The organism is Pseudooceanicola sp. NS-SX9, from assembly GCF_057380705.1.
Map to the genome: position 1 here is coordinate 5001 of NZ_JBXXRN010000010.1, position 20037 is coordinate 25037.

Annotated in this window: 14 protein-coding genes, 1 rRNA gene and 1 other annotated feature (1 of these 16 cut by a window edge); of the genes, 8 read left to right on the forward strand and 7 right to left on the reverse strand. The window is 67.6% G+C overall.

Annotation, left to right across the window (positions count from 1 at the left end; all coding sequences use genetic code 11):
• A protein-coding gene (locus tag AC2ITM_RS25460) for a DnaA N-terminal domain-containing protein (protein WP_486471086.1) crosses the window boundary here: on the reverse strand, positions 1-270 show its beginning. 399 nt of this gene lie to the left of the window's left edge; only the first 270 of its 669 coding nucleotides appear in the window; its start codon is at positions 268-270; the stop codon falls past the left edge of the window.
• Positions 271-667: 397 nt separating this feature from the next.
• On the opposite strand from AC2ITM_RS25460, the gene AC2ITM_RS25465 reads away from it, so the two are divergent.
• Together AC2ITM_RS25465 and AC2ITM_RS25470 are read left to right on the forward strand one after the other, a co-directional pair.
• A complete protein-coding gene (locus AC2ITM_RS25465; protein ID WP_486471087.1) occupies positions 668-1978 on the forward strand; it encodes an AAA family ATPase in 1311 nt (436 codons plus the stop codon).
• Positions 1975-3033, forward strand: a complete 1059-nt coding sequence (locus tag AC2ITM_RS25470; protein WP_486471088.1) for a ParB/RepB/Spo0J family partition protein — start codon at positions 1975-1977, stop codon at positions 3031-3033. Before AC2ITM_RS25465 ends, AC2ITM_RS25470 begins: the two co-directional genes overlap by 4 nt.
• A gap of 1416 nt (positions 3034-4449) precedes the next feature.
• On the opposite strand, the gene AC2ITM_RS25475 is transcribed toward AC2ITM_RS25470, so the two are convergent.
• Positions 4450-5343: a LysR family transcriptional regulator gene (locus AC2ITM_RS25475; RefSeq protein WP_486471089.1), complete on the reverse strand. Its 894-nt coding sequence runs from the start codon at positions 5341-5343 to the stop codon at positions 4450-4452.
• A 93-nt stretch (positions 5344-5436) separates the two neighbouring features.
• Between AC2ITM_RS25475 and AC2ITM_RS25480 the strand changes: the two genes are divergently transcribed.
• Positions 5437-8298, forward strand: a complete 2862-nt coding sequence (locus tag AC2ITM_RS25480; RefSeq protein WP_486471090.1) for an FAD-binding and (Fe-S)-binding domain-containing protein — start codon at positions 5437-5439, stop codon at positions 8296-8298.
• Between the two features lie 247 nt (positions 8299-8545).
• On the opposite strand, the gene AC2ITM_RS25485 is transcribed toward AC2ITM_RS25480, so the two are convergent.
• From AC2ITM_RS25485 to AC2ITM_RS25500, 4 genes are all read right to left on the reverse strand, one after another.
• A complete protein-coding gene (locus AC2ITM_RS25485) occupies positions 8546-9517 on the reverse strand; it encodes a ketopantoate reductase family protein (protein ID WP_486471077.1) in 972 nt (323 codons plus the stop codon).
• Between the two features lie 121 nt (positions 9518-9638).
• Positions 9639-10418, reverse strand: a complete 780-nt coding sequence (locus AC2ITM_RS25490; protein ID WP_486471078.1) for an ATP-binding cassette domain-containing protein — start codon at positions 10416-10418, stop codon at positions 9639-9641.
• Complete coding sequence (locus AC2ITM_RS25495; protein ID WP_486471079.1) at positions 10415-11485, reverse strand: ABC transporter permease; 1071 nt, start codon at positions 11483-11485, stop codon at positions 10415-10417. Before AC2ITM_RS25495 ends, AC2ITM_RS25490 begins: the two co-directional genes overlap by 4 nt.
• Positions 11486-11551: 66 nt before the next feature.
• Positions 11552-12565, reverse strand: coding sequence for a substrate-binding domain-containing protein (locus AC2ITM_RS25500; protein WP_486471080.1), 1014 nt, complete (start codon positions 12563-12565; stop codon positions 11552-11554).
• A gap of 169 nt (positions 12566-12734) precedes the next feature.
• Between AC2ITM_RS25500 and AC2ITM_RS25505 the strand changes: the two genes are divergently transcribed.
• The 5 genes from AC2ITM_RS25505 to efeO (AC2ITM_RS25525) all read left to right on the forward strand — a co-directional run bounded on the left by AC2ITM_RS25505 (position 12735) and on the right by efeO (AC2ITM_RS25525) (position 18319).
• The gene (locus AC2ITM_RS25505; RefSeq protein WP_486471081.1) at positions 12735-13907 is read left to right on the forward strand and encodes an ROK family transcriptional regulator; all 1173 of its coding nucleotides are present in this window, start codon (positions 12735-12737) and stop codon (positions 13905-13907) included.
• A 225-nt stretch (positions 13908-14132) separates the two neighbouring features.
• Positions 14133-14978, forward strand: a complete 846-nt coding sequence (efeU, locus tag AC2ITM_RS25510) for an iron uptake transporter permease EfeU (RefSeq protein WP_486471082.1) — start codon at positions 14133-14135, stop codon at positions 14976-14978.
• Positions 14975-16141, forward strand: a complete 1167-nt coding sequence (efeO, locus tag AC2ITM_RS25515) for an iron uptake system protein EfeO (RefSeq protein WP_486471083.1) — start codon at positions 14975-14977, stop codon at positions 16139-16141. Before efeU ends, efeO (AC2ITM_RS25515) begins: the two co-directional genes overlap by 4 nt.
• A gap of 1 nt (position 16142) precedes the next feature.
• Positions 16143-17456, forward strand: a complete 1314-nt coding sequence (efeB, locus tag AC2ITM_RS25520; RefSeq protein ID WP_486471084.1) for an iron uptake transporter deferrochelatase/peroxidase subunit — start codon at positions 16143-16145, stop codon at positions 17454-17456.
• A gap of 35 nt (positions 17457-17491) precedes the next feature.
• A complete protein-coding gene (efeO, locus tag AC2ITM_RS25525; protein ID WP_486471085.1) occupies positions 17492-18319 on the forward strand; it encodes an iron uptake system protein EfeO in 828 nt (275 codons plus the stop codon).
• Between the two features lie 516 nt (positions 18320-18835).
• Here the strand turns inward: efeO (AC2ITM_RS25525) and rrf are convergent.
• A 5S ribosomal RNA gene (rrf, locus tag AC2ITM_RS25530) occupies positions 18836-18950 on the reverse strand.
• A gap of 78 nt (positions 18951-19028) precedes the next feature.
• Positions 19029-20037, reverse strand: a sequence feature (23S ribosomal RNA rRNA prediction is too short).

The following is a 20037-nucleotide window of genomic DNA, read 5'->3' on the forward strand; positions in this document are numbered from 1 at the left end:
GCGCAGCTGCAGCAGCAGGCTGTCGGCCGTCAGGCGTTTGACCTCGCGCTTGACCGAGCGCTCGTCGATCGCCCAGAGGCTGGCCATGTCGCGCTGTCCCACCGTCAGCTCGTCATTGCGCCAGTTGTATCGCGCCGTGATCAGCGCGATAAGCCGCAGCATCGTGGTCCGCTCGGTTGGCGTTCCATGCAGTCCCAGCACCGACAGCGCCGTCAGGAGATCGTACTTCTGCGTCCCGGCCCCCGGTCCGGTGTAGCGCTTGAGATCCATCCCCTGGGTCCGTCCGTCCGCTGGCTGCGACCGGCTGCTGCCGATTCCTCATGATCCCTTTTCACTCAGGCTCCCGTAATCTGTCAACACCCTGAAATCTGCAGGACGGGCCCGTTTGGGCGCATCCGCTTGGGTGTTTAAATAGGTAAATAGGTATAGGGGGACACCCTAGGTGTCACCATAACTGCGCCGCCGTGTCACCTTATCTCGGTTTTCGCCAAAATTGGTGTCACCATATAATTTTTTTTTTGGCCGACTTATCCACAGGCGTTTTTGAGGCGGATCGGGGAATCATGTTCGAAAAATCGAAAAACGCGAAATTCGATTTTTCGAGTTTGGCGTTTTTCGGATTTTCACGTTATCGACTCTGTCAAACCCCAAGATGAGAGCCGCCCCGATGAGAGACCACTCCGACCTGCAGCGCATGAACGACCGCAGCCTGGCCCAGCAGGCGGCCGTGCGGCGCGCGACCTTCTCGCCGGCCGAAGAGAAGGTGCTGCGGCCCTTCTCGATCTGGGAGATCAGCCAGTTCATGTTCGGCGTGCCGGCCGACACCCTGCGCAAGAAGCTGGCCGATGACCCCTCGCTGCCCCAGGGCATGGTCGAGGAGGACGGCCGCCAGCGCTGGTTCACCCTGTCGGAGATCAACGAGATGCGCCGCCGGCTGCGCTTTCGCGGCCGCTACCTGCTGCCCGAGCGGCCCAAGGGCCGGGCGATGCGGGTGGCGGTGTCGAACTTCAAGGGCGGCGTCGGCAAGACGGTGGTCGCCCAGCACCTGGCCAATGCCGCGGCCCTCGACGGCTACCGGGTGCTGGTCGTGGACTTCGACCCCCAGGCGACCCTGACCCACTGCATGGGCCTGGTCGAGGTGAAGGAATGGAACACCGTCTGGGGCATCATGTGCCGGGACCTGTGCCGCGAGGCCGACCGCATCGCCGCCGCCTATGACGACCCGGCCGACTGCCCCTACCCGACCTCGGACGAGCTGCCCCCGGACGTCCAGTCGATCGGGGCGCAGCGCACCCAGGACTTCATCCAGAAGACCGCCTGGCCCACCATCGACATCATCCCCTCCTGCGCCAACGCCGCCTTCGTCGAGTTCGCCTCCGCCCAGTACCGTTCGATCCACAAGGCCTGGAGCTTCTTCGGCTGCATGGCGCGCTACCTCGACGAGCTGCCGCAGGACCAGTACGACCTGATCCTCTTCGACTGCCCCCCCGCCATCGGCTACCAGTCCCTGAACGCCGCCTTCGCCGCCGACATCCTCTATATCCCCTCGGGCCCCGGCTACTGGGAGTACGACAGCACCACCAGCTTCCTCGGCCAGCTGGGCGATGCGCTGCAGGACATCTCGGACGGGTTCTCGCGGGTGGCGCAGGATGCGGGCATCAAGCTGCCCAAGCGCTTTGACGACGTCCGCCTGCTGATGACCCGCTTCGAAAGCGCCAACCCCCTGCATGTCGCCATGCTCGAGGCCTTCCGGGGGGTCTTCGGCGAGGACGTCTGCCGCCAGCCCATCGAGATGACCCGCGCCGTCGAACAGTCGGGCCGCTTCCAGATGTCGGTCTACGAGCAGGACTATCGCCAGATGACCCGGGACACCTGGAAGCGGGCCCGCCAGAGCTTTGACGCCGCCTACGAGGAGTTCCGCGACACCCTGCTGAAGGCCTGGCGGGCGCGGGTGGACGAGGAAGAGGTCGGGGCATGAGCAGTGGCAACAAGTTCGGCTTCGGCCCGATAGACGAGGCCGACCTTCGCAAGCGCCGGCGCGAGGTCGGCCCCATGGGCGCCGCCGTCCGCGAGACCGCCGACAGCGTCAACGAGAGCACCGAGAGCCTGATCGAGCAGCGCCGCCAGAACGCCGCCGATGCCAAGGCCTGGCGCCGGGCCCAGGGCGAGGGGCTGGTGCTGGTGCGCCTGCCGCTGGAACAGATCGCCTATGACGACCTGCCCCGGGACCGGCTGGACCTGGAGGGGGTGGCCGCGTCGGACGAGATGGAGGAGCTCAAGGCCTCGATGCGGCTGCGCGGCCAGAAGGAGCCGGTCGAGGTGGTCGAGGTCGCCCCCGGCCGCTACCAGCTGACCAAGGGCTGGCGGCGGCTGACGGCGCTGCGCCAGCTGCAGCTTGAGACCGGCGAGGCGACCTATGCGACGGTGGTGGCGCGGATCTCGCGCCGGCAGGCCAGCCGGATCGACCTCTATATCGACATGGTCGAGGAGAACGTGATCCGCGAGGACCTGAGCTTTGCCGAGATGGCCCAGGTCGCCCTGGCCGCGGCCGCGGATGCGGACCTGCCCGAGACCGACCCCGAGGCGCTGGTGGGCCGGATCTTTGCCTCGCTGCACAAGATGAAGCGCTCCTACATCCGCAGCTTCGTCTTCCTGCTGGCGGCGCTCGGCCCGGCGCTGCGCTTTCCCAAGGCCGTGTCGCGGAACCTGGGGGTCGATGTGGCCCGGCACCTGCAGATGGATCCGGGCCTGGCCGCGGACCTGCGGGCGGCGCTGGCCGGGGCCACCACCCCCGAGGCCCAGGAGGAGGTTCTGAAGGCCTTCCTTGCCCGCCCCGAGGCCGATGTCAGCCCGGCCGGCCGCCTGAAGCGGCAGAAGAGCGTGAAGTACGAGTTCCACGTCGGCGGCTCCAAGGTGACGGCGCGCCGCGGCGAATGCCGGATCCTGTCGAAGACCGACTTCTCCTCGGTGGACCGGCTGCGGCTGGAACGCGCGATCGAGGCCTTCGAGAGCGTCCTCTACGACGACGAGTAACCCGTGGGTTACCGGCGCCTCCGCCGCGAAGGGTAACCCGTGGGTTACCGGTGCCTCTGCCGCCGAAGAGTAACCCGTGGGTTACCGGTGCCTCTGCCGCCGAGGGGTAACCCGTGGGTTACCGGTGCCTCCGTCGCCGACGAGTAACCCGTGGGTTACCGGTGCCTCCGCCGCGAAGGGTAACCCGTGGGTTACCGGTGCCTCTGCCGCGAAGGGTAACCCGTGGGTTACCGGTGCCTCTGCCGCCGAAGGGTAACCCGTGGGTTACCGGTGCCTCTGCCGCGAAGGGTAACCCGTGGGTTACCGGTGCCTCCGCCGCGAAGGGTAACCCGTGGGTTACCGGTGCCTCTGCCGCGAAGGGTAACCCGTGGGTTACCGGTGCCTCTGCCGCCGAAGGGTAACCCGTGGGTTACCGGTGCCTCTGCCGCGAAGGGTAACCCGTGGGTTACCGGTGCCTCCGCCGCGAAGGGTAACCCGTGGGTTACCGGCGCCTCCGACGCGAAGGGTAACCCGTGGGTTACCGGCGCCTCTGCCGCCGAAGGGTAACCCGTGGGTTACCGGTGCCTCCGCCGCGAAGGGTAACCCGTGGGTTACCGGCGCCTCTGCCGCCGAAGGGTAACCCGTGGGTTACCGGTGCCTCCGCCGCGAAGGGTAACCCGTGGGTTACCGGCGCCTCCGACGCGAAGGGTAACCCGTGGGTTACCGGCGCCTCTGCCGCCGAAGGGTAACCCGTGGGTTACCGGTGCCTCCGCCGCGAAGGGTAACCCGTGGGTTACCGGCGCCTCCGCCGCGAAGGGTAACCCGTGGGTTACCGGCGCCTCTGCCGCGAAGGGTAACCCGTGGGTTACCGGCGCCTCTGCCGCCGAAGGGTAACCCGTGGGTTACCGGTGCCTCTGCCGCGAAGGGTAACCCGTGGGTTACCGGCGCCTCCGCCGCGAAGGGTAACCCGTGGGTTACCGGTGCCTCTGCCGCCGAAGGGTAACCCGTGGGTTACCGGCGCCCCCGCCGCCGAAGGGTAACCCGTGGGTTACCGGTGCCTCTGCCGCGAAGGGTAACCCGTGGGTTACCGGCGCCTCTGCCGCCGAAGGGTAACCCGTGGGTTACCGGCGCCTCTGCCGCCGAAGGGTAACCCGTGGGTTACCGGTGCCTCTGCCGCGAAGGGTAACCCGTGGGTTACCGGTGCCTCTGCCGCGAAGGGTAACCCGTGGGTTACCGGCGCCTCCGCCGCGAAGGGTAACCCGTGGGTTACCGGTGCCTCTGCCGCCGAAGGGTAACCCGTGGGTTACCGGCGCCTCCGCCGCCGAAGAGTAACCCGTGGGTTACCGGCGCCTCTGCCGCCGAAGGGTAACCCGTGGGTTACCACATCCTGGCCAATGCCATTTAGTATGTATATGTATTAATATTAAGTATATGAAATTATTTGTTTATTTCAAAATCATCCGCCTCGAAAAGCCCTTCTGAAAATGCCTCTTCCAGCGGATGACCCGTGCGACGGGCCGGGCGCAGCAGGTAGAGGTGCCGTTCCAGAACCAGATCTGCCAGCGGCACGAAACGGATCGCGGGGTCGCGGAACAGCGAGACCGCGTTGCGCGGCAGCAGCGCCAGACCCACCCCGGCGCGCACCAGGCACAGCTGCGCGATCGTCGAATGGCTGCGCAGGGGACCGTCTCGCAGGGCATCCGGCAGGTCGGGGCAGGCGGCCAGAAGGCGACCGGTGCCGGTGTCGGCGCCCAGGTGGATCAGCGCTTCGGGGGGGATCTCGGCCACAGACACCGCCCGGCTGGCCAGGGCAAAGGGGTGATCCGCGGGACAGGCCAGGCCGAAGGGATCGGTGCCGATCACCTGCTGGCGCAGCTCGGGGTAGCTGCGGGCACGGCCCGCCACCGCCAGGTCCAGCCGGCCATCGACGACCATCGCGGCCAGGGTCTCGGCCACGTCGTCATGCAGATGCAGCGCCACGCCCGGGTGCCGGGCCCGGAAGGCGCTGATCGCCGGGGCCACCCGCGGTGTGATCGCCGAGGGCGTCGCGCCCACCCGCAGCGGCGCCTCGACCCCGCGCCCGCGATTGCGCAGCCGGTCCAGCGACAGGTCCAGCGACTGCAGCAGCGGCTGCGTCTCCTTCAGGAACGACAGGCCAAGGGCGGTGGGCACCGGCGGCCGGGTGCCGCGATCAAACAGGGGGCCGCCCGCGATCTCTTCCAGCTGGCGGACGGTTTCGGTCAGCGCCGAGGGCACCACCCCCAGCCGGTCCGCCGCCCGGGCAAAGGTCCCCTCGGACCAGATCGCATGAACGGCCCGAAGGTGCCTCAAGTTGAAGTTCGAATTTTTAGAATCTGTCTTCATAACTTTGAATTTCCATGAACGCCGGTTCCACGGTCAACAGGGCCGATCCAGGAGAGCCCCATGACCCATGCCATCCGCATTCCGTCCCAAGATGCCCCGTACTCGGATGCCCTGTCCCGCCTGCCGCAGGCCCTGATCCAGGCCGGCTTTCGCGGCCCGGTCGAGCGCGACAGCGCCCTGCGCGCGGCCATGTCCACCGACAACTCGGTCTACCGGATCCTGCCGGATCTGGTGGTGGCGCCCCGCGACGCCGCCGATGTGGTGACATTGATGCAGGTGCTGGAAACCGATGCCTTCGCGCAGATCCCGCTGACCGTGCGCGGCGGCGGCACCGGCACCAATGGCCAGAGCCTGAACCGCGGCGTGATCCTGGACATGCGCCGCCACATGCACCGGCTGCTGGCCGTCGACCCCGAGGGCCACTGGGCCGAGGTCGAACCGGGCATCGTGCTGGACGACCTGAACGCGCAGCTGCGGCCAAGGGGCGTGTTCTTTGCCCCCGAAACCTCGACCTCGTCGCGCTGCACGGTGGGGGGGATGGTGTCGACCGATGCCTCCGGCAAGGGTTCGCGGATCTATGGCAAGACCTCCGACAACCTGCTGGGGGTCGAGATCGCCCGGGGGCCCGGGCTGCTTTCCAGCCTTGCAGCCCCGCCCGACTGGGCGCGCCCGATGCTGGCCCGGGCCGAGGCCGCGGCGCGGCAGGGCAGGGGGGCCTTCATCGCCCATACCCCGCGGCTGAACCGCCGCTACACCGGCTATGATCTGGAACGCGCGCTGCCAGATGCCGGCGGCTTTGACTGGATGCGCCTGTTCCCGGGATCCGAGGGGACGCTGGGCCCGATCACCCGGCTGCGGCTGAAGCTGCTGCCGCTGCCGAAGGAAAAGCGGCTGATCGTGGCGGGCTTTGCCAGCTTCCGGGACTCGCTGGCCGCCGGCACCCCGCTTCTGGCCGACAACCCCACCGCCATCGAGGTCATGGACGAGCGCGTCCAGATGCTGGCCGAACAGGCCGGCCTGCTGCGGCGCCTGCCGGAAACCCTGCGCCCCGCCGCGGGCCAGGCCATCGCCTATACCTTTGTCGAGATCAACGGCGACGATCCCGCCGAGGTCGCAGCCCGGGTCGCCGCCTGCGAGGCCCGCCTGCGCGGCCTGCCCGGCATCCGCGCCGTCCATGTCGGTCGCGACCCGGACGAGATCCGCGACCTCTGGGCGATCCGTTCGGCCGGGGTTGGCCTGCTGGGCAAGGTCGAGGGCCGCGCCCGCCCGGTGGCCTTCGTCGAGGATTGCGTCGTCCCGCCCCAGGAAACCCCCGCCTTCCTGGACGGCTTCCTGCAGATCCTCGACCGGCACGGCCTGGGCTATGGCATCTATGGCCATGTCGACGTGGGCTGCCTGCACATCCGCCCGGCGCTCGACATCGATGCCGAAACGGACCGGGCCCGGCTGGTCGCGGTGTCGGACGACATCTTTGCTCTGGTGAACCGCCATGGCGGCATCTTCTGGGGCGAACACGGCAAGGGGGTGCGCGGCGCCTATCTGAAGGGCTGGATCGGCGATCAGGCCTATGCCGCGCTGCAGGGGGTGAAGGCGGCCTTCGATCCGGGCGACCGGTTCAACCCGGGCAAGCTGGTGACCGCATCAGACATTCCGGTCATGGGGATCGACACCACCCCCTTCCGCCCCTTCAACAGCCCCGAAGGCGATCCGCTGGAAAAGGCCTTCCGCTGCAACGGCAATGCCCAGTGCCTGAGCTATGCCGCCACGGTGCCGATGTGCCCTTCGTTCAAGGCCACGGGCGATCTGCGCCATTCGCCGAAAGGCCGGGCCGATGCGCTGCGCGCCTGGCATGTGGCGCGGGGCAGGGGGGAAACCGAGGTGGCCGAGGCCGACCTGCTGGCGGTTCTCGATACCTGTCTGGGCTGCCGGGCCTGTGCCAGCACCTGCCCGGTGCAGGTCGACATCCCCACCATGCGCGCGGCCTTCCTGGAGGACTACTATGCCCGACATGCCCGGCCCTGGCGGGACCGGCTGGTGTTGCTGGCGGAACGCTTCAGCCGGCAGGCGCTGCGGCTGGCGCCGCTGGCCCGGCCGGTCTGGCCGGTGCTGCGGCCGCTGGCGGCGCGCCTGCTGAAGATGCAGGACCTGCCCGAAACCCTCGCCCGGCCGCAGCCCAAGGATCATCGCCTGCGGCTGGAGGATCTGGGCCGCGGGTCCCTGCCAGAGAATGCGGTGCTGGTCTGGATGGACTGGTTCTCGGCGCTCTTCGACGAGGCGGCGCAGGTCGCGGTGCGGCGCGGGCTGCAGGCGCTTGGCTACCGGGCGGTCTTCGTCGACATGCTGCCTTCGGGCAAGCTGTCGTCGGACATGGGGGCGCGGGCGGCGGCCACGGCCATGTCGGCGCGGATGACCCGGGCGCTGCAGCTGGGCGCGGCGATGGGCCGGCCGATGATCGGCCTCGACCCGGCCTTCGTCATGGCGCTTCGGCAGGAGCGCCGCGCGCCGGAGGCCCCGCCGCTGATGCTGCCGCAGGAATTCCTGGCGGCCGAGATCGCCCGCGGTGCCCGCTGGCCGCAGGCCCGGGGCGGGCAGGTCAGCCTGTTCACCCATTGCACCGAAAGCACCGGCGCACCGGCGGCGCGGGATGACTGGCGCCGGGTCTTTGCCGCCATCGGGATCGAGGCCCGCACGCCCGCCACCGGCTGCTGCGGCATGGCGGGCCTCTTCGGTCATGCGGATCGCCATCAGGAGGTCTCGCGCCGGCTGTTCGACATGTCCTGGGCCGAGCCCCTGGCGCAGGCCGGGGCGGCGGCGGCCACCGGGTTCTCCTGCCGCTGCCAGGCGGAACGCCTGACCGGCACCGCCCCGGCCCATCCGCTGGCGCTGATCGCCGACCGGCTGGAGGCGGCGGGGGCGGCCTGATCCGCCCTCCCTCCGAAATCCCCCGGGACCGGACCCCGAAAGGGGCCGTAAAAGGACCCCGGAAAGGGGGCTGAAAAACCGCTCCGATAACGAAGGTTATGTCATTTCGGGGCGAAATCCGGGGTGTTTCCGGGGGGCGGAAAGGGGCCCCGACAGGCCCCCGGACAGCCCCGGATCCGGGACCTACACTATATACTATGTCTGCTCTGTGCGCGGGGGCCGGATCGGCCCCCCGGATCTGGCACTTTCAGCCCCGCAGATTGGCATCCAGAAGCCGCATCAGCCCATGCACCCCGGCGCTGACCGGCATCGGCTGATCCAGATGGGCGGCCAGTTCGATCAGCGCGCCCAGGATCGGGCCCAGCTCGACCGCGCGATGGGCCTCGACATCCTGCAGCATCGAGGTCCGGATCGGCCCCAGCCGGCGGGTCATCGCCATGCGCCCTTCGATGTCGTCGAACCCCTCATGGCCGATGCGGGCGCCAAGCGCCGACATCTCGGCCATCATCGCGGCGACCAGACCGCGCGCGCCCGGATCGTCCAGCAGCTGGGCAATGTCGGCCCGCGCCAGCGCGCTCAGCGGGTTCATGTTGGAATTGCCCCAGAGCTTGGTCCAGACCTCGCGGTGGATCTGCCCCGAGACCTGCGCCGGGATCCCCCCCGCAACCAGCAGGTCGGTGACGGCCTGCAGCTGCGGCAGGACGGTGCCGGTGGCAGGACCCAGCAGCAGCCGGTCGGCCTTGGCCAGGCGGATATGGCCCGGGGCCACCACATGGCTGGCGGCATGAACGACATTGGCCAGGATGCGATCCGCCGGCATCAGCCGCGCCAGCGCCCCCTGCGGGTCGACCGCATTCAGCGTCAGGCCACGGGCCGGGCCGCCGAAGGCGTCGAAATACCAGAAGGGCAGGCCGTTCACCGCGGGCATCACCAGGGTGTCGGGACCAAGGGCCGCGCCGATCACCGGCGCCAGCCCCGGCAGGTCATGGGCCTTGACCCCCAGCAGCAGCAGATCGGCGCCGCGCAGGGCGGCGGGATCTTCGGTGACGGTGACCGGATGGGCTATGGGCCCCGCGCCTTCGTCCAGGATCAGCCCGTCGCGGGCCAGCGCCTGAAGGGTGGCGCCGCGCGCCAGAACCGTGGCCTGTGCGCCGCCGCGCACGAACCCCGCCGTCAGCCAGCCGCCGATGGCGCCAGCCCCGATCACCGCAATCTTCATCGGATCCTCCCCGTCCTTTGCCCCCTTATAGGCGCAAGGCCCGGGGACCGGACAGGCCGAAGGGCCCGGAAGGGGTTACCCCCCGGACCCTTCCATCGCCTGAAGGAGGACAGTTGGAGCCTCAGGCCGGTTCCGCCACCCCGTCGGGCACCGCTGCCCCGGTCATGTAGGCGACCGCATCGGACATCGAATGCTCTTTCGGGTTGATGACACACAGCCTGCGGCCCAGGCGATGCACGTGCACGCGGTCGGCGACCTCGAACACATGGGGCATGTTGTGAGAGATCAGGATGATCGGGATCCCGCGCGAGCGCACCTCCTGGATCAGGTCCAGCACCCGGCGGCTTTCCTTGACGCCGAGCGCCGCGGTGGGCTCGTCCAGGATCACCACCCGCGACCCGAAGGCCGCGGCGCGCGCCACCGCCACCCCCTGACGCTGGCCGCCCGACAGGGTTTCCACCGGCTGGTGGATGTTCTGGATCGTCATCAGCCCCAGCTCGGCCAGCTTTTGCCTCGAGAAATCCTCCATCCGGCGGCGGTCCAGCCGGCGAAAGACCTTTCCCATCACGCCGGGCATCCGCAGCTCGCGGCCCATGAACATGTTGTCGGCGATCGACAGCGCCGGTGACATGGCCAGGGTCTGGTAGACGGTTTCGATCCCGGCGGCGCGGGCATCGTTGGGGCTGTCAAAGCGCACCGGCTGGCCGTCCAGCAGGATCTCTCCCTCGTTGGGCTGAACGGCGCCCGACAGCGCCTTGATCAGGGTGGATTTCCCGGCGCCATTGTCGCCGATGACCGCCAGGATTTCCCCCGGCATCAGGTCGAAGTCGCAGTGATCCAGGGCGGTGACGCGGCCATAGCGCTTCACCAGGCCCTTCGCTTGCAGCACGGGACGGGTCATTGGGTCACCTTTCTGATCCACTGGTCGATGGTCACGGCGGCAATGATCAGCACGCCGATCAGCAGGTAGGTCCATTGCGGGTCGGCCCCCGACATCCGCAGGCCCAGTTCGAACACGCCCACGATCAGCGCCCCGAAGAAGGCCCCCAGGATCGAGCCCCGCCCGCCGAACAGCGAAATCCCCCCGATGACCACCGCGGTGATCGCCTGGATGTTGCCGATGACCCCCGTCGTGGCCGAGGGCGAAACCGAGCCATAGCGCCCGATCATCACCCAGCCCGCCAGGCCGCAGATGAAGCCCACCAGCATGTAGACCGACATCAGGGTCTTGTGGCGGTCGACGCCGGCCAGCTGCGCGGCCTCCGGGTCATCGCCCACCGCATAGACATGGCGGCCCCAGGCGGTCGAGCGCAGCGCATAGGACAGCACCAGCACCACCGCCAGCATCACCACCACCCCCAGCGTCAGCACCGCGCCGCCCAGGGTGAACTTGGTGCCCAGGATCTGCAGGAAGGGGGCGTGGGTCTCGATGTCCTGGGCGCGGATGGTCTCGTTGCGGGAATAGAGGTAGTTCACCGCCAGCACGATCTGCCACATGCCCAGCGTCACGATGAAGGGCGGCAGCTTGATGCGGCTGACCAGCCAGCCGTTGACCGCACCGATGGCGGTGCCTGCGGCCAGGCCCAGCGGCACTGCGGCCACTGCGGGCACCCCGTAGCGGAAGGTGATCTGCCCCATCAGCACCGAGCACAGCACCGCCACCGCCCCCACCGACAGGTCGATGCCGGCGGTCAGGATGATCAGCGCCTGGGCGGCGGCCAGCACCCCCACGATCTGCACCTGCTGCAGGATCAGCGTCAGCGCGAAGGGCGAGAAGAACTTGCCCCCCAGGATCACGCCGAAGATCACCAGCGCCGAAACCAGCACGATCAGCGGCACCAGCGCCGGTGTCGTGTGCAGCGCCTCGTGGAACCGCCCCCAGAGCCCCTTTCGGGAGGGCTCGAATTCGGCGAATTTCTCGTCCTTGCGTGATTTCACCACGTCTTCAAAGTGATCGGCGCTCGCCATTCTGCGTCCTCCGCGCGGGATGGGATCCGGGCCCCGGCCGGGCCCGGAAGATCGGTTGGCCGGGGATCAGCCCCAGCACATCTCCTTGCCCTTGGCGACGGAGATCGATGTCACGCCGTCCACGGGATGATCGGTGACCAGCGAAACGCCGGTGTCGAAGAAATCCTTGCCGTCGGTCGCCGCGGGCTTGGTGCCGTCCTTGGCATAGGCCGCAATCGCCTCGATCCCCTTCGAGGCCATCAGCAGCGGATATTGCTGCGAGGTCGCCCCGATCACGCCATCGGCCACGTTCTGCACCCCCGGGCAGCCACCATCGACCGAGACGATCAGCACGTCCTTCTCGCGGCCCATGGATTTCAGCGCCTCATAGGCGCCGGCGGCGGCGGGTTCGTTGATCGTGTAGACGACGTTGATCATCGGGTCCTTGGCCAGCAGGTTTTCCATCGCCTTGCGGCCGCCCTCTTCGTTGCCCTGGGTGACATCATGGCCGACGATGCGCGGATCCTTCTCGTCGCCCCATTGCTTGGGGTCGCCCACGTCGATGCCGAAACCCTCCATGAAGCCCTGGTCGCGCAGCACGCCGACGGTGGGCTGGCTGACATCCAGATCCAGGAAGGCCACCTTGGCATCCTTGGCCTTGTCGCCCAGCTTGCCCTTGGCCCATTCGCCGATCAGCACGCCGGCGTGGTAGTTGTCGGTGGCAAAGGTCATGTCGGCGGCGCTGGTCGGGTCCAGCGGCGTATCGAGCGCGATCACCAGAAGGCCGGCATCGCGCGCCGCCTGGATCGAGGGCACGATGGCCGAGGTGTTGGAGGCGGTGATCAGGATCCCCTTGGCGCCGTTGGCGATGCAGGTCTCGACCGCGGCGACCTGGGTTTCATTGTCGCCATCGACCTTGCCGGCATAGCTGTTCAGCGTGATGCCCAGCTCCTTGGCCTTGGCCTCGGCGCCCTCGCGCATCTTCACGAAGAACGGGTTGGTGTCGGTCTTGGTGATCAGGCAGGCGCTGGTGTCTGCCGCCCAGGCGCCGGCCGTCGTCGCGGCAAGCGCGATCACACTGACGGAAATCAGCTTCTTCATCGGGGTCCTCCTCCCTATGGTCCGGTGGCACCCTCCTCAAGGCGCCGCCTGCCCGCCTCCTGGCGGATCTCCCATTTGATAGCGACGTCCAGCGGGATCGGTCAATAAATAATTCCATTTGATTTATTAAAGGGGCGGCGGCTATCCTCGTCCCGGGCAGGAGGACAGCATGGACGTGGGCGAGATCCGCAAGCTGAGCGATGGGGTGAACCAGGTGGGCGTGCGTGCCCATAACGAACGCCTGATCCTTTCCGTCATCCAGCGTCACCAGGCCATGCCCGGCAGCGATATCGCCAAGCACACCGGCCTGTCGGCCCAGACCGTGTCCAACATCCTGCGCAAGCTTGAGACCGAGGGCTTCCTGCAGCGCGGCGCGCCGCAGCGCGGCCGGGTCGGCAAACCCTCGGTGCCGATGTCGATCCGCCCCGATGCGGCGCTGTCCTTCGGGCTGAAGATCGGCCGGCGCTCGGCCGACCTGGTGGTGATGAACCTGGCCGGAGAGGTCCTGGGCGCCTCGCAGAGCACCTTCCGCTATCCCATGCCGGACGAGATCTTCGACTACCTGGCCGAGGGCATCGCCGATCTGTCGCGCGGCCTGACCCCGGCGCAGCGCCAGCGCCTGAGCGGCATCGGCATCGCCGCCCCCTCCGAGATCTGGAGCTGGACCGAGGTGCTGGGCGCGCCCATCGACTTTACCGTCTGGCGCGACATCGACGTCAAGGCCGAGGTCGCCCGGATCAGCCCGCTGCCGCTTTTCACCGAGAACGACGGCACCGCCGCGGCGCGCGCCGAACATGTCTTCGGGCGCGGCCGCGAGTTCAGCGACTATGCCTATTTCTTCATTGGCTCGTTCATCGGCGGCGGCGTGGTGCTGAACTCGGCCGTGACGGTGGGGGCGCAGAAGAATGCCGGCGCCTTCGGATCGTTGCGGGTGCCGGCGCCGGAGGGCGGCGAACGGCCCCTGATCGATGCGGCCTCCCTCTATCTGCTCGAGGCCGCGATCGCCGAGGACGGGCTTGAGACCGCGGCGCTGTGGCGGCTGCCGCAGGACTGGTCCGCCTTCGAGCGCTACATCGACCCTTGGGTCGAGACCACCGCCGCGGCGCTGGCCCATGCCATCCGCTCGATCGGGTCGGTGATGGATTTCGAAGCCGTGCTGATCGATGGCGCCATGCCCGCCAGCGTGCGCGCCCGGGTGGTGGCGCGCACCCGCACGGCGCTGAACGCGCTCGACACCCGGGGCATGCTGCCGCCCCGCGTCGAGGCCGGATCGATGGGCGCCAATGCCCGCGCCCTCGGGGCGGCCATCGCCCCGATCTACGCGCAGTACTTCTTTCAGTAACCCCGGCGCGCGCCCTCCCCCCGGGCGGCCCGGCGGGTGGCCTGTCACGGCTTTTTTGACGCATTCATTTCCCGACTAAATCCATCAGAATTGACAGGGCGGCGCCGGACCCCGTAGAGATGCCCGCACACTGCCACATTCAACCGTTGTCTTTGCCGCGACATTCCCAGCCCTGGGCCGGAGCTTCCGCCGGATCATGCCACGACAGAGCCGAGGAGACACGGGATGCTCGCACCGTTTCTGATCATGCTCCGAGAGGGGCTTGAGGCTGCGCTGATCGTCGGGATCATCGCGGGCTATCTGCGCCAGACCGGGCGCCGCGCCTGGTTGCCGGCGATCTGGATCGGGGTCTTCCTGGCCGTCGCCGTGGCGCTTTTTGCCGGTGCCGCGCTGGAGCTGGTCAGCTCGGGCTTTCCGCAGAAGGCGCAGGAGCTGTTCGAGGCGATCATCGGGCTGCTGGCCGTCGCCGTGCTGATGTCGATGGTCTTCTGGATGAAGAAGGCGGCGCGCTCGATGAAGGCGAACCTGCAGGCCTCGATCGATACGGCGCTGCAGCGCCAGGGCACCGCCACCTGGGCGCTGATCGGCATGGTCTTCTTTGCGGTGGCCCGCGAGGGTCTGGAATCCGTGTTCTTCCTGCTGGCGATCTTCCAGCAAAGCCGCGATGCGCTGGCGCCCGTCGGCGCGCTTGGCGGCATCGCCGTGGCGGCGCTGGTGGGCTGGGGCATCTATGCGGGCGCGCTGCGGCTGAACCTGGGGCGGTTCTTCCGCTGGACCGGGATCTTCATCATCTTCGTGGCGGCGGGCCTGCTGGCCGGATCGGTCAAGGCCTTCCACGAGGCGGGCCTGTGGAACGGGCTGCAGCAGGTGGTCTGGGACGCCTCGGGCTGGCTGCCGGAAAGCAGCCCGCTGGGCACCGTGCTGGGCGGCCTGCTGGGCTATCGTGACACCCCCACCCTGGGCGAGGTCATCGTCTATGTCGCCTTCCTGGCCGTCGCGCTCTGGGTCTTCCTGAAGCCCGCGGCGCCAGGCCTGCGCACCGCCACCCCGGCCCGGAGCCACAACGGATGAGCGCCCCGAACAACCGCCTGCTGCTGAACCTTTCGGTTGCCGGGGCCGCGGTGCTGGCCATCGCCGGTGGCGCCGTCTTCTGGTACGCGGCTGATCGCGGCGCCAGGACCCCCGCGCCGAAGGGCACGGTCGTCACCGTCCGCTCCGACAGCTGCACCCCGAACCAGATCACCGTGCCCGGCGGCACCCGCAGCTTCGAGATCGTCAACGCCTCGGACCGGCCCATCGAATGGGAGATCCTGAACGGCGTGCTGGTGGTGGCCGAACGCGAGAACATCGCCCCCGGCTTCCGCCAGACCCTGACCGTGGCCCTGACGCCCGGCGATTACGAGATCACCTGCGGCCTGCTGTCGAACCCGCGCGGCACGCTGCATGTCACCCCCTCGGACGAGGCCACGGCCGCCGCGGGCGAGGTGACGCTGAAGAAGTTCCTTGGCCCCCTGTCGGAATACCGCGTCTACCTGGTGCTGCAGAGCCGCCAGGCGGTGAAGGCGGCCCAGGCGCTGCGCGACGCGATCGCTGCGGGCGACCTGCAGGCCGCGCGCGCCGCCTGGACCGCCGCCCGCCTGCCCTACCGCCATATCGAGCCGCTGGCCTACCGCCTGTCGGATCTGGAAAACCGCATCGACCCGAACGCCGCCTACCTTGCGGGCCGCGAGGCAGACCCGGCCTTCACCGGCTACCACCGGATCGAATACGGGCTGTTCGCGCAGGGCTCGACCGCGGGGCTGGGGCCGGTGGCCGATGCGCTGGTCACCGATCTGCAGACGCTGGCCGACCGGCTGAAGGCGATGCAGCTGGATCCGGCGCTGATGGTGTCGCTGCCCGGCGCCATGGCCGGCCAGCTGGCGCAATCGCAGATCCCCGAAGGCGAGGACGCCTATGCCCGGGACGACCTGCCGGAATTCGCCGCCAGCCTGGAGGGGATCGGCAAGATCACCGGCCTGCTGCGCGGGCTGCTGGCGCCGGTCGATCCGGCGATGGATGCGGATCTGGGGGCGGCGATGGACAAGGCCCGGGCGACGCTGGCCGGTCTGAAGACCGATGCCGGCTGGCCCGCCTATGACAAGGTCAGCCCCGGGGACCGCAAGGCCCTGGCCGCGGCGCTGGAAGCGTTGCAGGCCCAGCTGGCCCGGATGCAACCCGTGCTCGGGATGAACTGAGATGACCAAGACCCCCACCTGCCCCTTCACCGCCTCGCGGCGCAGCGTCCTGTTCGGCCTGGGTGCGGGCGGCATCGGCGCCGCCGCGGCGCTGGTCAGCCCGGCCCAGGCCGCCACCGCCCAGGCGGCGACGCCCCAGGCCACCGATGCGCCCATGGGCCATTCCGACATGCTGGCCGCCCAGGTGCCCTATACCGGCGCGCATCAGGCCGGCATCGTCACCCCCCGCCCCGAGGCCGGCCTGATGGCCAGTTTCGACGTGGTGGCCTTCAGCCCCAAGGAGGTCGAGCACCTTCTGCGCCGGCTGACCCACCGCATCGCCTTCCTGACCCAGGGCGGCGCCATCACCGAACGCGACCCGCGCCTGCCGCCGGCCGACAGCGGCCTGCTGGGCCCGGTGGTGCAGCCCGACAACCTGACGATCACCGTGGGCCTGGGCCATTCGATGTTCGAGGGCCGCGACTGGCTGAAGGATCTGAAGCCCGCGAAGCTGCAGCAGATGGTCGAGTTCCCCAATGACGCGCTGGAGCCCGCGCAGTGCCATGGCGACCTGTCGATCCAGTTCTGCGCCAACCTGCCCGACACCAATATCCACGCCCTGCGCGACGTGGTGAAACACCTGTCGGACTTCCTGGTGCTGCGCTGGACGATGGAGGGCAGCGTGCCCCCCGTGGTGCCCGCGGCCAATGGCGACACGCCCTCGGCGCGCAACTTCCTGGGCTTCCGGGATGGCTCGGCCAATCCCGATTCCACCGATGCCACCGCCATGGACAGCCTCGTGTGGACCCATGCCGCGGATGAGCCCGACTGGGCGCGCGGCGGCAGCTACCAGGCGGTGCGGATGATCCGCAACTTTGTCGAACGCTGGGACCGCTCGGCCCTGTCCGAGCAGGAGGCGATCTTTGGCCGCCGCAAGATGTCGGGCGCGCCGCTGGATGGCGGCCCGCAGGCGAGCGAGCGCGACGTGCCCGATTACGCAGCCGATCCCGAGGGCAAGCTGACGCCGCTCGATAGCCATATCCGCATGGCCAACCCGCGCACGCCCGACAGCCAGAAGAACCTGATCCTGCGCCGGCCCTTCAACTATTCCCGGGGGGTCAGCGCCAATGGTCAGCTGGACCAGGGCCTGCTGTTCATCTGCTACCAGGCCGACCTGGAAGCGGGCTTCATCACCGTCCAGAACCGCCTGAACGGCGAACCGCTGGAGGAATACCTCAAACCGTTCGGCGGCGGCTACTTCTTCGCCCTGCCGGGCATTCGCGATGCCGACGACTACCTCGGTTCCGCCCTCATCACCGCAGCCCGGCGCGCCTGACCCGCCCAGCCAGCCCGACCAACAAGGAGACAGACATGATCGGGACTTTCCTGAAGACCACGGCGCTGGTTGCCGCCTTTGCCGGAGCGGGCCTTGCGGCCCGGGCCGAGACCGCCCCCTCGCTCGACCTGGTGGCGCCGCTGTCGGACTACAAGATCTACGTGTCCGACAATACCGAGCAGCTGGTGACCGACACGCAGAAGCTGGTCAGCGCCATCAAGGCGGGCGATGTCGCCCAGGCCAAGGCGCTGTTCGCCCCCACCCGCACCAGCTACGAGAAGATCGAACCGATCGCGGAGCTGTTTGCGGATCTGGACGTGTCGATCGACGCCCGCGCCGATGATTTCGAGAAGGCCGAGAAGGATCCGAAGTTCTCGGGCTTCCACCGGATCGAATACGGCCTGTGGGTCGAGGGGTCGACGGACGGGATCCAGGACTATGCCGACAAGCTGCTGGCGGATGTGACGGATCTGAACGGGCGCATTGCGACGCTGACCTTCCCGCCGGCGACGGTGGTGGGCGGTGCGGCGGCGCTGATGGAAGAGGTTGCTGCGACGAAGATTTCTGGGGAGGAAGACCGTTACAGCCACACGGACCTTTGGGATTTTGACGCGAACTTCGAGGGGGCGAAGGAGATCTACGAGCTTCTGCGCCCGATGCTTTCGGACGATCCCGAGTTTGTGCAGAAGTGCGACGACAACTTCGACACGGTGGATCAGATCTTGTCGAAGTACCGTGACGAGAAGGGTGTTTACCAGACGTATGACCACCTGAGCGACGGGGACCGGACGATCCTTTCTGCGAAGGTGAACACGCTTGCGGAGGATCTTTCGACGCTTGCGGGCAAGCTTGGTCTTGGTTGATCGGGTGTGATGCTGGGGTCCGGGTGCGCGAGCGCCCGGCCTTTTTCGTGCCGATCCTGGGATGTTCCTCGGGGCTGCGCTGTGCGTCACCGGAGGTTGATGCGCGCCGGGGCGGTCATCCGGCGTGTGCCCTGGGTGGCGGGCGTGCGCTTCCGATGAGGGTCTCCTCTGGCGCGCCGGGATCGGTCCGCAGGGTCAGTGTCCGAAGAGCTGGTGTCATTTCGACGCCGCTGCCGGTGTGATCCCGGGTGGCGATCGAGGTGTAGGGTTGAGGTGTCGTTTCGAGGCCTCAACCCCAAGCCATGGGAAGACCGGCAAGACGACCGATCTCCAACCCGCAGAGCCTGGTCATGAACGAGGGATCGGCGGGGGCTGGTCAGTCTCCTCTGGCGCGCCGCGATCTTCGGGGTCTGACGGATCGGCATCCCGGCCCTGGGGTTGTTTAGCAAGCAAGAAGGCCCCGAGCGATTTGCTCGGGGCCTTCTTGTTATTGGACATCGTTCAGGTTTTTTCTAGGTCTGGCGGTGACTTACTCTCCCACGCCTTGAGGCGCAGTACCATCAGCGCGACGGCACTTAACTTCCGGGTTCGGGATGGGACCGGGTGTATTGCTCGTGCTATGACCACCAGACCAAGGAAAAACCTTTGAGGGATACAATCAACGTGTCCGAAGTGTGTGCTTCTGATCTTGGTCTGTTTTCTACTGGTTCAGATCAAGCCTATCGGGCCATTAGTACCGGTCAACTGAATGCATTGCTGCACTTACATCTCCGGCCTATCGACGTGGTGGTCTACCACGGCCCTCAGGGATACCTTGTTTTGAGGGGGGCTTCCCGCTTAGATGCCTTCAGCGGTTATCCTTTCCGAACATAGCTACCCAGCACTGCCGTTGGCACGACAACTGGTCCACCAGTGGTTCGTTCACCCCGGTCCTCTCGTACTAGGGGCAACTCCTCTCAAGTATCCTACACCCACGGCAGATAGGGACCGAACTGTCTCACGACGTTCTAAACCCAGCTCACGTACCTCTTTAAATGGCGAACAGCCATACCCTTGGGACCTGCTCCAGCCCCAGGATGAGATGAGCCGACATCGAGGTGCCAAACACTGCCGTCGATATGGACTCTTGGGCAGTATCAGCCTGTTATCCCCAGCGTACCTTTTATCCGTTGAGCGATGGCCCTCCCACTTGGGACCACCGGATCACTATGGCCGACTTTCGTCTCTGCTCGACTTGTCAGTCTTGCAGTCAGGCTGGCTTATGCCATTGCACTCAACGGGCGATTTCCGACCGCCCTGAGCCAACCTTCGCGCGCCTCCGTTACGCTTTAGGAGGCGACCGCCCCAGTCAAACTACCCGCCACACAGGGTCCCGGCACCGGATAACGGTGCGCGGTTAGACATCAAGCAAAGCAAGGGTGGTATCTCAAGGGAGGCTCCACAGGAACTGGCGTCCCTGCTTCAAAGCCTACCACCTATCCTGCACATGCTTGGCCTGATGCCAGTGTGAAGCTGTAGTAAAGGTGCATGGGGTCTTTCCGTCTAACCGCGGGAAGCCTGCATCTTGACAGGCAATTCAATTTCGCTGAGTCGATGTTGGAGACAGCGGGGAAGTCGTTACGCCATTCGTGCAGGTCGGAACTTACCCGACAAGGAATTTCGCTACCTTAGGACCGTTATAGTTACGGCCGCCGTTTACCTGGGCTTCAATTCGGAGC

Coding starts and splice junctions, on each gene's coding strand:
- AC2ITM_RS25500 (WP_486471080.1), bottom strand. CDS start 12,565: ATGAAGAAGCTGATTTCCGTCAGTGTGATCGCGCTTGCCGCGACGACG.
- efeO (WP_486471083.1), top strand. CDS start 14,975: ATGAGCGCCCCGAACAACCGCCTGCTGCTGAACCTTTCGGTTGCCGGG.
- AC2ITM_RS25480 (WP_486471090.1), top strand. CDS start 5,437: ATGACCCATGCCATCCGCATTCCGTCCCAAGATGCCCCGTACTCGGAT.
- efeO (WP_486471085.1), top strand. CDS start 17,492: ATGATCGGGACTTTCCTGAAGACCACGGCGCTGGTTGCCGCCTTTGCC.
- AC2ITM_RS25465 (WP_486471087.1), top strand. CDS start 668: ATGAGAGACCACTCCGACCTGCAGCGCATGAACGACCGCAGCCTGGCC.
- AC2ITM_RS25495 (WP_486471079.1), bottom strand. CDS start 11,485: ATGGCGAGCGCCGATCACTTTGAAGACGTGGTGAAATCACGCAAGGAC.
- AC2ITM_RS25470 (WP_486471088.1), top strand. CDS start 1,975: ATGAGCAGTGGCAACAAGTTCGGCTTCGGCCCGATAGACGAGGCCGAC.
- AC2ITM_RS25490 (WP_486471078.1), bottom strand. CDS start 10,418: ATGACCCGTCCCGTGCTGCAAGCGAAGGGCCTGGTGAAGCGCTATGGC.
- AC2ITM_RS25485 (WP_486471077.1), bottom strand. CDS start 9,517: ATGAAGATTGCGGTGATCGGGGCTGGCGCCATCGGCGGCTGGCTGACG.
- efeU (WP_486471082.1), top strand. CDS start 14,133: ATGCTCGCACCGTTTCTGATCATGCTCCGAGAGGGGCTTGAGGCTGCG.
- AC2ITM_RS25505 (WP_486471081.1), top strand. CDS start 12,735: ATGGACGTGGGCGAGATCCGCAAGCTGAGCGATGGGGTGAACCAGGTG.
- efeB (WP_486471084.1), top strand. CDS start 16,143: ATGACCAAGACCCCCACCTGCCCCTTCACCGCCTCGCGGCGCAGCGTC.